Annotated in this window: 12 protein-coding genes; 5 read left to right on the top strand and 7 right to left on the bottom strand. The window is 48.9% G+C overall.

All coding sequences use genetic code 11. The features are described 5' to 3' along the window. Positions 1 to 40: 40 nt before the first annotated feature. The 4 genes from E5987_RS11755 to E5987_RS11740 form a co-directional block, all read right to left on the bottom strand. A complete protein-coding gene (locus tag E5987_RS11755; protein ID WP_160336274.1) occupies positions 41 to 1012 on the bottom strand; it encodes a hypothetical protein in 972 nt (323 codons plus the stop codon). A 200-nt stretch (positions 1013 to 1212) separates the two neighbouring features. Then, a complete protein-coding gene (locus E5987_RS11750) occupies positions 1213 to 1821 on the bottom strand; it encodes a hypothetical protein (protein WP_160336273.1) in 609 nt (202 codons plus the stop codon). Positions 1822 to 2077: 256 nt separating this feature from the next. Beyond that, entirely contained in the window at positions 2078 to 3871 is a 1794-nt protein-coding gene (locus E5987_RS11745) for a [FeFe] hydrogenase, group A (protein WP_160336272.1), read from the bottom strand. Positions 3872 to 3873: 2 nt separating this feature from the next. Further along, positions 3874 to 5871 (bottom strand): FAD-dependent oxidoreductase, encoded by a 1998-nt coding sequence (locus E5987_RS11740; protein WP_160336271.1) that lies wholly within the window; start codon positions 5869 to 5871, stop codon positions 3874 to 3876. Between the two features lie 268 nt (positions 5872 to 6139). Here E5987_RS11740 and E5987_RS11735 point away from each other — a divergent pair, with 268 nt between their 5' ends. Beyond that, positions 6140 to 7021 carry a patatin-like phospholipase family protein gene (locus E5987_RS11735; protein ID WP_160336270.1) on the top strand — a complete coding sequence of 294 codons (882 nt, stop codon included), beginning with the start codon at positions 6140 to 6142 and terminating at the stop codon, positions 7019 to 7021. Positions 7022 to 7225: 204 nt separating this feature from the next. Here E5987_RS11735 and E5987_RS11730 read toward each other — a convergent pair whose 3' ends face one another. Continuing rightward, positions 7226 to 8062 carry a formate/nitrite transporter family protein gene (locus E5987_RS11730; protein ID WP_160336269.1) on the bottom strand — a complete coding sequence of 279 codons (837 nt, stop codon included), beginning with the start codon at positions 8060 to 8062 and terminating at the stop codon, positions 7226 to 7228. Positions 8063 to 8295: 233 nt separating this feature from the next. Here E5987_RS11730 and E5987_RS11725 point away from each other — a divergent pair, with 233 nt between their 5' ends. Genes E5987_RS11725 through E5987_RS11715 form a run of 3 tightly spaced genes read left to right on the top strand, consistent with a single transcriptional unit; the run spans position 8296 to position 10535 of the window. Beyond that, positions 8296 to 8751 carry a hypothetical protein gene (locus E5987_RS11725; protein ID WP_160336268.1) on the top strand — a complete coding sequence of 152 codons (456 nt, stop codon included), beginning with the start codon at positions 8296 to 8298 and terminating at the stop codon, positions 8749 to 8751. A gap of 14 nt (positions 8752 to 8765) precedes the next feature. After that, positions 8766 to 9740 (top strand): homoserine kinase, encoded by a 975-nt coding sequence (locus E5987_RS11720; RefSeq protein WP_160336267.1) that lies wholly within the window; start codon positions 8766 to 8768, stop codon positions 9738 to 9740. A 15-nt stretch (positions 9741 to 9755) separates the two neighbouring features. Then, complete coding sequence (locus E5987_RS11715; protein ID WP_160336266.1) at positions 9756 to 10535, top strand: BPSS1780 family membrane protein; 780 nt, start codon at positions 9756 to 9758, stop codon at positions 10533 to 10535. Positions 10536 to 10767: 232 nt separating this feature from the next. Here the strand turns inward: E5987_RS11715 and E5987_RS11710 are convergent, their stop codons facing one another. Then, a complete protein-coding gene (locus tag E5987_RS11710) occupies positions 10768 to 11514 on the bottom strand; it encodes a 4Fe-4S binding protein (protein WP_160336265.1) in 747 nt (248 codons plus the stop codon). A gap of 815 nt (positions 11515 to 12329) precedes the next feature. Here E5987_RS11710 and E5987_RS11705 point away from each other — a divergent pair. Next, positions 12330 to 12746: an META domain-containing protein gene (locus tag E5987_RS11705; RefSeq protein ID WP_160336264.1), complete on the top strand. Its 417-nt coding sequence runs from the start codon at positions 12330 to 12332 to the stop codon at positions 12744 to 12746. Positions 12747 to 12780: 34 nt separating this feature from the next. Here E5987_RS11705 and E5987_RS13180 read toward each other — a convergent pair. After that, positions 12781 to 13016, bottom strand: a 236-nt coding sequence (locus E5987_RS13180) for a hypothetical protein (RefSeq protein ID WP_237178831.1), incomplete at its 5' end; no start/stop codon positions are given.

Genomic DNA, 13016 nt, shown 5'->3' with positions numbered 1-13016 from the left:
TCCTTTTATTCCACTGAAATAAATGGATTTTTTGTGATTTTTAAATTTTTAGTTCTCTAGTTCTGCAATTTTTCAGTTGGCCGTTAATAGTAAAGCTTGACTTGCTCATGTATTTTCCTTCAAACCATGGATACTTATGATCATTTAAAAGAGCTTCTAAATAAGTTCTTATTTGAAGATATGTGAGGTTTGTAAACACTAAAAATTTGCACTCTTCACCTGAGCATGAAGTCGGATATAAAATCCAATATTTACCCTTGGTATTGGTCCACATATCAATTTCCTGCCACGATTCAGCATGTGAACCGTGTGCACTTAAATAGATTACATCACCGCTGTCCGAAGTATTAAGCAATGGGCTGCCAAGTCCGTCCAGATAGTTAAAAATAAAGCTATAAGTTCCCTTCTTAAGCAAGTCATCCCTCACTGCCGGTATGAGAATAAGAGCTACGGGCGGCAGTTCTTTACCGGCAACGTCATCAAAAGAAGTGATCGTCGACATCAGTGTGTCCTTCTCAATCTTCTTCTCCTCATGTATCAGTTCTCCGTTCGGATCAAGCTCTGCTGTCACTTTAAAAGTCCGATGCCCCAGGTACTCAGGAAAAACAACCTTTACAGTCTCACCGTCCTTATAAAACTTTGAGCCGTCGCCTTCAACAGACTTAAAGCTCGTGCACGATATGTCGGTAAGCCTCCACGTTTTATCTTTGCCGACCCGGACGACGTAGTACTGGTTGGGTGTGGCGTTCCCGCCGGGATTGGACCTAACTAGAACAAAATCAGCTTCATCGGAAAAATGAACCTTCCCGACAAGCTCAAGATAGTAATTTTCCGCAATCGGCAAATTGGAAGAATTAAGAACGAGCTGACTCGGATCTGTTTCAAATGTTCTAATCGTTAATTTACCGCCTACGGTATTAACTTCATTGGATCCAATGCCGGTGTCTGTCTCGGCTGATGCTATCGAGGAGAAACTGAACAGTGCGGCAAACAATAATTCTTTAGTCTTCATCTCTTGCTATCGCCCTATTAGTTAATTGGCTTTGTCCTTCAGCCGACATTCCTAATTATAAGGGCAGCATTCAAGCGCACAGTAACGGATAAAGAGAACCCCTCCTCAGTGAATAATCATCGCGCCATAAATGACACTCTCTTAAAATTCAGAGTTGTGTCAGCTTTCTATCCCAAAAATAGGAACAGCAGAAGACTGCTCTATTCTTGTTGCTTATACATGCAGTAAGTTAGCCAGGCAAACATCATGCAGTAAAGATAAAACAGCCCAGTTCCGTAGTAGAAATCCCATAATTCTTCAAAAGTTTTGGGACGTATCCCGATCATGCATGCGAATAGAGGAAGAATTATCGGGATTGAATATAAAAGAGTGTGTGTATCAAAGTGTCTTAACCATCTGAACCAAAACGGAAGTTTGTGCGACATGCCAATGGTTTTCCAAGAGTATGGGTGCGTTTTGAATTTACTCATTGCCTTGGTTATCTTCTGCTCTGATGGGCGTGCCCACGGGGAGCGCTGAATTTTGCCGTCTATTTCTCTGTAAAAATAACCCGCATAATTGGGTCTAAGCGACTCGCCTACCATGTCGTTGTAAATTCTGTTCTCAAGCATGAGCTCTGTATATTTGTCGTCGTGGTCATGCTGAGTACCGCTAACGATACAACTAGCGTAATAATCGCACTCATACTCTGTGTTTGCGATTACCTCGAACGCAAAATCCTCAAAATAAATTTCTTCATACGGAATTTTTGGATAGTAACCTTTGGCGCTCAAGCTTATCGCTCCATGAACGTAATACTTAATCTTCATAGCTCACTCTTCTCGGGGTTCACTGCTTATTGTAAAAGATTATGTCCGGAGCACTAAAATTTTTTCCCCTTGCTAAAACTAAATTAAACCGGCCTGCCCGCTTCCCTCACAGCCATTCGGCAAAGGATGATTCAGAAATTGTTTTTGAGGAATTTTTCCCTTTCCGTCCAACAGTTACGCTGATTCTTCCAACTATAGTAAAAGGCCCCCGAACAAATGCACTTTGTTCGGGAGCCCATGTTTGCGCAGTCTCGAATTAGCCGAGTTTTATCTTCTGCCACACCTCTCGGATCGAAGGAACTGCCGGTTCTTTCTTCCGATTGTCATAGGTCGTATGCAGCAGCTTGTGCGCCTTGTGCGAGTTGGGCTCGCCAAAGAACTCGCGATACGCCTGCTGAACCATCGGGCTATTGTGTGACTGGCGGTATACGCAGTTCTCGTCCGCTTTTTCAAGCGCTTCAAATCGCTGCTCGGTAAAGTTCAGGTACTTGCCTCTCTTGCGGAAGGTGCCCCCGCCGTTCACACAGCCGCCGGGACAGGTCATCACTTCAATAAAGTCATACGAACTTGTTCCGTCTAAAACCTGACGCGCGACTTCATGAGCATTCGCTAAACCATAAACTACGCCGATCCTCAGCGTCTTGCCGCCAAGCTCAAGCTCCGCTTCTTTAAAGGCGTGGGGATTTTTGGCCGCATGGAAAGGAATGGAATTCACCTCTCCACCGGTCAGAACATGATAGAGCGTACGCGCTGCGGCTTCCGCAACACCGCCGCTCTTGCCGAATATCACCGCTGCACCCGTACCCTGACTCATGAACGGTGTGTCAAACTCACCGTCCGGAATCGTCTTTAAATCAATGCCGCGGCTCTGGAAAAGACGCGCAAGCTCACGCACAGTCAGAACCAGATCTGTATCGGGAACACCGTCCTTAGCCAACTGCGGACGAGCCGCTTCAACCTTTTTGGCGGTACACGGCATGATCGAAATCATGCGGATCTTGGAGGAATCCTGACCGATCTTCTCGGCAAACCAGGTCTTAACCATTGAACCCATCACGGCCTGCGGAGATCGCGTCGAAGAAATGTGATCCAAAAGCTCCGGAATGTGCTGCTCAACATAGTTGATCCAGGCAGGACAGCAGGAGGTAAACATCGGCAGCTTGGCCTGGGGATCATTCAGTCGTCCGAGCAGCTCCGTCCCCTCCTCCATAATAACCATGTCAGCAGAGAAGTTGGTGTCCAAAATATAATTAGCGCCCATCATCTTCAGGCCGGTAATGATGCGCTTTTCAACATTGGTTCCCGGAAGCAGACCAAACGCGTCGCCAAGCGTTGCGCGAACGGCAGGCGCAAACTGGACAACCGTAATGACCTCCTCATCTTCCAGCAGCTCACGAGCCTGCTCGACATTGTCGCGCGCCATCAGGGCCCCGGTCGGACAAACCATAATACATTGTCCGCAGCGGACACAAAGATTCGAATCAATCCACTTGTCCGCCTGATTGACACAGACGCCCGCGGAGGTGCCGATGTTGTCAATGCGCAGCGCGCCAATACCGTGAAGCTGGCTGCATACCTCAACACAGCGCATGCAGCGTACACACTTGTTGCCGTCAAGCTGGATTGCTAAGTCGGAAGTGTCAACCGTGCGTTTCGCGGTAAATTTACCGGTGTACTGAGCGCTCTTAACGCCGAGGTTTCTCGCAAGCTGAAGCAGCTCGCAGTTGCCGTAGCGTCCGCAGGTCACGCAGTCCTGCTCATGATCGGCAAACAAAAGCTCAACCTGCTTTCTCTGAAGCTTCTTCACAGCCGACGAGATCGTGTCCACATGCATGCCGTCCTCAAGCGGCGTTTTGCAGCTAGTAAGCGTCAGCTCCTGTCCGTCAGCACGGATAACGCGCACGATACAAACCGCGCAGGTACCCGGAGTATGGTTCAGAGGCTGAAAGGCGCAAAGCGTCGGAATAAAAAATCCCATCTTGCGCGCCGCTTCAAGAATTGTGATCTCTTCATCAAAATCAAAGGGCTTATTGTTGATATACGCTCTCATTTTTATTCTCCTTGCTTCTGAGCCCAATGATCGGAACCAGGAATCGGAAGCTGTGTCACCACCGAGAACAAACGATAGCAGCGCATGCAGCGCTCAGCTTCTTTCTTGGCCTGCTCGGCCGTTAATCCCAGTTCAACCTCTTCAAAATTCTTGCGGCGGATTGCGGGGTTAAGCTCCCACATCTGAACTCTTTCTCTGTGCATGGAAGGAAGACAATTCTCAGTGTCTGTCAAAAGCGCGCACTTCTTGATCATCTGAGTCATGCGGGCTCTCGGTTCAAAACCGACCGAACCGCGGGTAAGGTACTCGTGAATGGATTCAGCTGCCGTCTGACCCTGAGCCATACCGCCGATCAATGTGGTAGGCCCTGTCGCGCAGTCTCCGCCCGCGAATACTCCCGGACGACTCGTCGCCAGGGATTCCGTTACGGAAATATTTCCGCGCTTATCAAACTGAATTTCATCCTTATCTTCAAAAATGCTCTGATCAATGCGCTGTCCGATCGCGCTAATGACGTTCGAGCACGGAATGATAAATTCCGTTCCCGGAATTTCAATCAGCTTAGAACGTCCGTTAGGCTCGCTCTCACCCTCTTTCAGCTTGACGCATTCAAGACCGACAACCTTGCCGTCCTCAACAACGAGGCGCTTCTGAGCAGTGAGAAAATGAAATTCAATGCCTTCTTCTTTAGCGGCATGAATTTCTGCCGGATCCGCAGGCGCCTGCTCCTCTGTGCGCCGATAAATAACGTGAACCTTCCCATCGGTCATTCGAACCGCGGAGCGTGAGCAGTCCATGGCGACGTTGCCTCCTCCGACAACTACAAAGTCTCCGGAAAATGTCGGACACTCGCCTTCCACCACCCCGCGCTCGACCTTAAGTAGGAAATTAAGGCCGTTGCTGTAGCCTTCAATGTTCTGAGCGTCTTCCGGGAATCCGAGCAGCATGCCCTTTGAGCATCCGACTCCGATAAATACCGCGTTAAAGCCTTCGCTAAAGAGATCGTCTATCGTGAAATCCTTCCCCAGACGGTGTCCGTAATGGAATTTACCGCCAAGCTTTTCAATAACCTTGGCTTCTTCTAAAAGAATACCTTTGGGCAAACGATACTGAGGAATGCCGATAAGCGCCATGCCTCCGGCTTTGCGCTGAGCTTCATAGACTTCGACTTTATAGCCCTTCAGAAGCAGATGGTAGGCGCAGGTCAGACCCGCAGGCCCGGCACCGACAACCGCGATCCTCGGCGAAAATTCATTGGGTTGAGCAGCCGCCCCCTCAAACATTTCTTCGACGGTGTAGTTCAGAGAGTCTGCGGCAAAACGCTTCAGATTCTTAATGTCAACCGGCCCCTCTAGCTGCTGACGACGGCATGCATGTTCGCAGAGACGAACACAGACACGGCCGCAGGAACCGACAAGCGGATAATGACGAAGCACAACTCCAGTCGCAAGATCAGTCCGTCCCATCTTAATGTAGTCAATATATCGGGGAACATTTACATGAGCCGGACACGCTTCAATACACGGAGCGGTCATAACTTCATAATGACCGAAAGCGTTATTCGGGTTAGGCACTTTTCTAAAATCGTCAGGGAACGCCTTAATCGCTTCAATAAGCGCAACCGGACAAGTCTGCCCAACGCCGCAGAAACTGGTATTGCGCATCATACGGGCCACATCAATCAGCGCGTCCCAGTCAATTTCTTCTCCCGAATCCGCTTTTTCAAGCATCTCGGAAATAATGATCGAACCGCTTCTGCACGGCGTACATTTTCCGCATGAATCCTCTTCAACACGCTTGTAGTAATTTCTTAACGCTAAAAGAAGATTGGCATGCGGATGAAAAACCAAGAATCCCCGATGAGACACAAACGTCATCACGGGATTGCCGTTATTGAACTGAAGAAGATTCTTTATGTCGAGACCTTCAGGTTCGAGATACTCCTCAGTTTCCCGGTTGTCGTAGACGACACCGTCCCAAACTCCGTAGTAGAGGCGCATTTAGGTTCCTTGAGCAAAAAATGGGTTGATCTGTTGTTTGAATATATTTTAAATCCGAGAGCCGAGACCTTCTAGAAATTGAACTTATGTTTTCCCTATATAAAAAATCTTTTTGCATTATGAAATATTCTCAAAAATGCATCAGATAGAACTGAGAATCAGGACTTTTACAAAAATAAGCCCCTAATTGTCCCCGAATAGAGAACTTTTGTTCAAAGAAAACAGATTTATAGGAGATAGAATCAAGAGGGAAAAACGGAGGAAAGAAATGAAACTCGGACTTGCGTTAGGGAGCGGATCAGCAAGAGGATTCTCGCATATCGGGATCATTGACTGTCTGCTTGATAACGGCATTATTCCAAGCGTGGTTGCAGGAACTTCGATCGGAGCGATCGTCGGCGCCGCTTACGCCGGCGGTCATCTTGAAAATCTTCGCCGTCAGGCGCTTGCGATTAATCGGCTGAATTGGACCTCTTTCTTTAATCCGAGTTTCTCCATCGACGGCTGGATTAATCGGAAGCAAATGCAGCTCTTTTTGCTTAAAAGCGGCGTGCTCCGCAAAGAAAAGATCGAAGGGCTTCAGATCCCTTTCGGCACCGTTACCTGCGATCTAATGACCGGAAAGGAAATCTGGATCACCAAGGGTTCGGTTTTTGATTCCGTATGGCCGTCCATGGCCATGCCGGGCGTATTCCCTCCGGTAGAGGGACCGGACGGCCGCTGGTTCATTGACGGGGGCATCGTCAATCCGGTTCCGGTGTCGCTTTGCCGCGCGCTTGGCGCGGACATCGTGATCGCGGTGAACCTGAATAACGATCTGCTGCGCAGAGTCGATGTCATGTATGAAGAGAAAAAAACGGGAGAAATCGCAAAACTTGTTGCTAAGGCTAAAAAGCTTCTGCCGAAAAAAAATAAAGAACCGATCGGACCTCAGCCTCCGGATTTCTTTGAAACGATTTCCCGCTCTATTAATATTGCGCAGGACAGAATCACTAAAACCCGTCTGGCGGGCGACCCTCCCGAAGTAATCCTCTGCCCGAAAGTCGCCGACATCGGTTTGTTGGAAACATACCGCGCAGAAGAGTCCATTAATGCCGGTTATCGCTGCTGCGAAATGAATATTGAGGCGATTAAGGACGCGGTGCGATAAAAGCTCTCGTGTGCCTTTTCGTGCGCTTACTCTCCGCCTAGACGAACGAAAGCCTCCGCAAAATACACGGAGGCTTATCATTTATAGGGGCCGATCTTACAAAACAGTGCTTTACGCTGCACCCTCTTCTTCTCAGCTAATTGTCTTCTCTTTCGCCGATCAGCTCGGCAAAGATCCATTCGTTCTGCCGCGAAGAGGCAAGCGCTACTTCTTGTTGGCGGCTAAATAAAGCATGCCGACCAGTACCGCGCCGCCTACAATATTTCCGAGCGTCACCGGAAGAAGGTTCGATACAAAGAAAGAATAGAAGTCCGCTTTAAGCGGCAGCGCCTTCCCGGCCTCGACAAGCGCTGTGTAGCGAGGATCGGAGCCTGTGAGAATACCCAGGGGAATAAAAAACATATTGGCGATACAGTGCTCCATGCCAAGCGCGACGAACGCCATCGTCGGGAACCACAGAGCGGCGATCTTGCCGGCGGTCTCGGTAGAGGCGGCCGCCGCAAACACCGCAAGACAAACCAGCCAGTTGCAGCCCACGCCTCTCAGAAAAGCTTCCGTGAAGCCTAAAGAACTCTTCGCATTGGCAAGGTTGACAGCCGCGCTCGCATAAGGAAGCGTGCCGCCCGCGGCATCAAAAATCAGACCCGAAAGGTAGGCAATGAAATACGCGACAAAAAGCGCGCCCGCGAAATTTCCAATCCAGGAACTCGCCCCTGTAAAGAGCGCCTGACCCAAGGTAATTTGATTCCGAGCTCTGGCGGTGGTCAGCGTCATGCAACTGCCGGTAAAAAGGTCCGCGCCGCAAAGAACGACCAGCATCAGCCCGAGCGGGAAAACCGCACCAAACATAAATTTGCCAAACCCACCCCAGCTTTCCCACGGCAGCGTCAGACCGACGCGAATCGCTAAAAAGCCGCCTATTGCGATGTACATACCCGCTAAAAAAGTGTTGGCAGCTCTCGAGAGCGGACTCTGCCCTGCTTTAGAAGCGCCCATTCGGACTGTTGCATCGAGAATTTCTGAGGAGGTCAGCGTCGACATAAAGACTCCGTTATGAAGGGTTGGTGCAGAAGATTTATTTGATGATGTGCACGAATTCTAACGAACGAATATTTCGTTTAAGGCTCAATGAATTAGAAAATCTTACATAAAAAGCACAATCCCGTCGGCGGCATGCGCCGCCGCAAGCCGCCCAAACTACACACCAATTTGCTGACGGTGGATTTTTAATCCTCTAAAATAATTTGCAACAATGCTTTAAAAGGAAAACTATTATGAAAGCGACAACCCTTCTTTCAGTTCTGCTAAGCGCCGGTTTTATGTTTACCGCGTCCGCCGGTCAGCTCGACGCTCCGCCGCCCGCCATTAATGACGCGCCGGACAATATTCAGAATCCCAACGCTAAGGCAAGAACCGTTGAAGAACGCGTTACGGACATGAATCAGCGTGCCAACAAGCACGAGGAAAAAGAAGTCGCCAAGGAAAACATGGACAAAGCCAGATCGGACCTCGACAAAGCGAAAGTCCGCACTTCCGATACCTCGATGTGGCCGAAGACAAAGATCGAAGAAACCGTGAACAATCATAATCAGGTCACGGAAGTTAAAGTGACGCCGATGTCCACTCAGATTCCTTACGTGATGACGCGTGAAGTGCCGTCCAACAAGACTCCGAGCGGCAACAAAGACGGTGATATGACGGTACCTAAATTTATTAATTTCGGATTTTAATTGAGAGAGTAAAGATGGCTGTTTTTACGGAGGTCGGCCGAGAAGAGCTGAACCGTCTATTGAATCAATATGACATTGGAGAAGCTCAGCGTTTCGAAGGCATCTCTTCCGGAATCGAGAATTCCAATTTCTATCTCGACACGGATAAAGGCAAATACGTACTTACCGTATTTGAGCGACTGAATAAGGAGCAGGTTCCTTACTATTTAGAGCTCACGCATCACCTCGGTAAGAAAGGATTAAATGTCAGCGCGCCGATCCCCGCTAAAGACGGCAGTCTTTCCTCAGAGGTCTGCGGCAAACCCTGCTGTATCGCAGCGTGCATCCCCGGACAATACGTTGAGCTTCCTTCGGCGAAGGTATGCGGAGAGCTTGGCGCCGTTCTAGCTCAGATGCACTCGGCTGTAGAAGATTTTCCGCTGGTTCAGGAAAATACCAAAGGATCCAAATTCTGGCTCTCCGTGATGCCGGGATTAAAGCCTTATCTTCCCGAACGCCTTTATGAACTTCTTGAAGAAGAAGTTTCCTACCAGGTTGATCTGGAAAACTCTCCCGCTTATAAAGCGCTTCCCAACGGAGCAGTCCACGCCGACCTTTTCCGCAACAACTCACTGATCGAAGTGAACGGTAAAGAAGAAAAACTCGGCGGAATTATCGACTTTTACTTTGCCTGCAATGCCCCTTTCCTCTACGATCTTGCCGTCGTACTCAATGACTGGTGCATCAATCTGGAAACCGGTGAAATCGATATGCCTAAAGCACAGGCGCTTATAGATGGTTACAACTCTGTCAGAGCGCTTACAGAAGCCGACCGAGAACTCTGGCAGGATATGCTTCGACGCGCCGCGCTTCGCTTCTGGGTTTCTCGGCTGTACGACTATTACATGCCGCGTCCTGCTTCCCTGCTTAAGCCGCATGATCCTTCTCACTTCGAGAAGATTCTGCTTTTACGCAGGAAGGCCAAAGCGTCGGATCTTCCTTGGATTTAGTTTTATTTTGATTTCATGAACAATAATCGTCTGCCCATGAGCACGGGCATGGAATGGCTGAGGCAGTCCTGCCGAATTATGGCCAAGGCTCCGCTTGCCATTTTCGGCGTACTCGGCATTTATATTCTTCTGCTTTTCATCGCCAACATTCCCGGCGAATATCTCAAAATTCCCTATGCCGGCATTCTAATCAGCTCGATCGTTACGCCCTTCAGCGCCCTCGCCTTCGCAGGATGCGGACGAGAACTGACTCAGGGACGCATCCCGACCGCGATCGGCTGTTATGCCGAAGGCTTTAAAAATCCCGCGGTACGCAATAAGCTCATTCTTCTCGGGCTGATTTACGGCCTGTGCGTTATTGTGATCAACTTTATCGTTCAGGCGCTTTCCGCCCCTGCGATTGAGCAATGGAAAGCGGTCAACGGTGTCTATGACACCGCCAGTATCCTCTCGCACCTTCCCTGGGCCGGTTTAATTGTCGGCAGCGTTCTCTACGTTACCCTTCTTGGCGTCACCTGCTTTTCTCCGATGCTGATCGCCTGGCGCGGCATGCCGATGGCTAAAGCCTTCTTCTTCAGTCTCATTGTCTGCTTCCGAATTCTCGGTCCGATTGTGACACTCGGCCTGCTTCTTTTCATCATGGCGACCGGAGGCGCGGTGGTCTGCTCTTCACTCGGCGGCTTCGGCGAGATGCTGGTTATCATTTGGGCCCTCTTCATCACAGCCCTTTCTTACGGTTCGCTCTATCCTATGTGGCGTTCTGTCTTTGAGCCGGACACTCGGCCGATTAGTTAAGAAGAATGTTCCTGAAGGTCTGCTCCGACGCAGGCCTTTTTTATTCCTGATCCTTCGTCCGCTTTCGAGAAAGGCTGTGAGCCTTGGACACCGTTTCATTTGAACGTAAAACCGCCTGCCGAGATACGGCTGCGCGTACTCAAACAGCACAGAGAAAGTCCCGCAAAACCGAACTTTCTCTTCAAAAATTTACCAACAAGATTCGTTTAGTCGAATAATCAGGCGTCACTGACTACAGATAAAATTCGTTGGGACGAGGCACCGCGAGTTTCTCCGTCATCATTGCGGCCACTTGCTTGTAAAGATCGGAGTCCGCAAATTTACCTTTCATCGGACAATGTCGAATGCAGCGGAAGCAGGAAATGCATTCCTCAGAGATTGTCGCGCAGTCTTCTGCAATCGCGCCTACAGGACAATCTCTCACGCACATGCCGCATCCGACGCAAAGTTCTTTTTTGGTTTGGGGACGGAAGCGTCCTTTAACGCCTTTTGCGAGGTACGGCCGATTTCCGGGCAGCGCTAAGGCTTCTTCCTTACGTTCTGAAGCAAGAAGTCTTTTCATAAAATCACGCGCTTCTTCAAGGTCAGCCGCATTGGGTCGGTCCGTCTGTATTTCGCCGAAGGTATGACGTCCGATAACCGCGGCGGCTCCCTGAGGTAAAAAGCCTTGGGCGCTCAAAATATCCTGCATCTGAACCAAAGCGTCGTCATAGTGACGATTACCGTAGGAAGCCACGATCACAGCCGGAGTGCGCGTTCCTTTGAACTTGGAAAAGCGTCTTGCTGCAATTTCAGGAATAAGACCTCCATGGACCGGAGCGCCGAAAACCACCAGCTCATCCGGACCAAAAACACGTTCCTCACTGTCTCGTGACGTCACATTAATAACTACCGGCATTTCTCCGGTCGCCTGAACCATTTCTGTGACATATTTTTCTGTATTACAGGTGGGTGAGAAGAAGACGGCAGTAACTTTCATGATTTACTCCTCGGGGGTGCGTGTTTTATTGCCTTTACTATTGGGACATTGGTTTGAGGAATCTGCATCCTTCTGTTTCAAGGCGGCAGAACTCCTTATTTTCAAAATACATTGTTCTCGAGCTCAGTTCAAGACTTGTGTTTCAGGTGCTTCTGCAGCCAAAGGTCGAATAGCGTTCGTCGTACCGACCGCGGATAGGATTCGATTCGTTTGCCTGTCACAAAAAGATCCGAGAACTGTCCCGGTGTAATTTTTCCCTAATCCTCTACGCGACCCGAACAAAATAGCTGAGAACCACTCCCTGGAAATTATGAAGCTCTGATTGTCTAAAATCTGCCGCCTCCCTGCTTCCGCAAGTGCGTGATCGTGAAAATTAAGCGTTTTCGTTTCGACAGCCGCTTAATCGCTGAAGTAAAAATCAAGAAATACTGCATGGATGCCGGAATATCACTGCCGCGTCATCACACCCAGCCTCAGTTATTTGACAGATCGCTAATCCGCTTTTTTCTAAAAAAGTGATAAATAGTCAAATAATTACACAGCGTTTTGAGTGATCCGATTACTTTTTGTGTTCGCTGATTTTCCTCTTTTCAATGTGCTTCCCACAGACCGCGTCTTCCTTCTCGCTGACGTCTTCGAGCAAACTAAATCTAGGTTAGGCAATTTTCCAAAGGGCTGCGCCAGTCGATTTATTCGTCCTTCATTCAAGCGATCAGCCTATGGATAAATTTGGTTGCACATTAAAGAACCGCTTTAACCCTGAGCTTTTTTGATTTCTATTAAGCTAGGAATCAACAAATGGAGGTTATATAAAAGTGCATAAAATCATTGCGACTCTGGCTCTTTCCGCGACGGCTGCTTCTGCGTTTGCCATCACAGCGGAAGATATTTCTGCAAATTCCTGGATGCCTCTTGTAAAAGAACAGTCCTCTAAGTGCGAACTCCCCGCTACGATCACGTTTCATAAAGACGGCAAGATCTCCGGAGAACCGGGATGCAACTATCTCACCGGTACATATCAGCTGGATGCGGACGGCAAAATTGATCTGTCCGGCATGGGAATGACACGCAAACTCTGCGCTAAAGAATATATGGAACAGGAAGAAAACTTCCTTAACCTGCTTAGCCGTACCCACTACCTGCAAAAAGCAGATAAGCAGCTGATCCTGCTCGACGCCGATAAGAAAGAAGTCGGCCGCCTTGTGCCGGAAAAGGCTAAAGCCTGTGATTAATCAAACAGTTAAAAGCAAACCTGAATTCCCGCTCCTAGATTACAAAAATCGGGGCGGGGATTTTTATTTTCAACTTCTGCATAAGTTCCTTGTAACGCTTTGGGATCTCGTGCCAGAGATATGTGACTTGGCCCTCAGGAGCGAACTTATAGACAGTTAATGCATTAAGCTCACTTATCAGGCGTGGAGCTTTCTCAGGGTCAATGTTGGCGTCCTGCATCCGCTTATGCAGCATCAGTCTTAAACTCAGAGCTAAATACGTGACAAAGA

The sequence above is a fragment of the Parasutterella muris genome (assembly GCF_009767915.1).
Classification (GTDB): Bacteria; Pseudomonadota; Gammaproteobacteria; order Burkholderiales; family Burkholderiaceae_F; genus Parasutterella; species Parasutterella muris.
This window is presented reverse-complemented; position numbering and strand designations above follow the sequence as displayed.

Bases quoted from the DNA above. Each gene is read 5' to 3' on its own strand.
- E5987_RS11730 (WP_160336269.1), bottom strand. From the start codon at position 8,062: ATGTCGACGCTGACCTCCTCAGAAATTCTCGATGCAACAGTCCGAATG.
- E5987_RS11725 (WP_160336268.1), top strand. From the start codon at position 8,296: ATGAAAGCGACAACCCTTCTTTCAGTTCTGCTAAGCGCCGGTTTTATG.
- E5987_RS11750 (WP_160336273.1), bottom strand. From the start codon at position 1,821: ATGAAGATTAAGTATTACGTTCATGGAGCGATAAGCTTGAGCGCCAAA.
- E5987_RS11710 (WP_160336265.1), bottom strand. From the start codon at position 11,514: ATGAAAGTTACTGCCGTCTTCTTCTCACCCACCTGTAATACAGAAAAA.
- E5987_RS11755 (WP_160336274.1), bottom strand. From the start codon at position 1,012: ATGAAGACTAAAGAATTATTGTTTGCCGCACTGTTCAGTTTCTCCTCG.
- E5987_RS11745 (WP_160336272.1), bottom strand. From the start codon at position 3,871: ATGAGAGCGTATATCAACAATAAGCCCTTTGATTTTGATGAAGAGATC.
- E5987_RS11740 (WP_160336271.1), bottom strand. From the start codon at position 5,871: ATGCGCCTCTACTACGGAGTTTGGGACGGTGTCGTCTACGACAACCGG.
- E5987_RS11715 (WP_160336266.1), top strand. From the start codon at position 9,756: ATGAACAATAATCGTCTGCCCATGAGCACGGGCATGGAATGGCTGAGG.
- E5987_RS11720 (WP_160336267.1), top strand. From the start codon at position 8,766: ATGGCTGTTTTTACGGAGGTCGGCCGAGAAGAGCTGAACCGTCTATTG.
- E5987_RS11735 (WP_160336270.1), top strand. From the start codon at position 6,140: ATGAAACTCGGACTTGCGTTAGGGAGCGGATCAGCAAGAGGATTCTCG.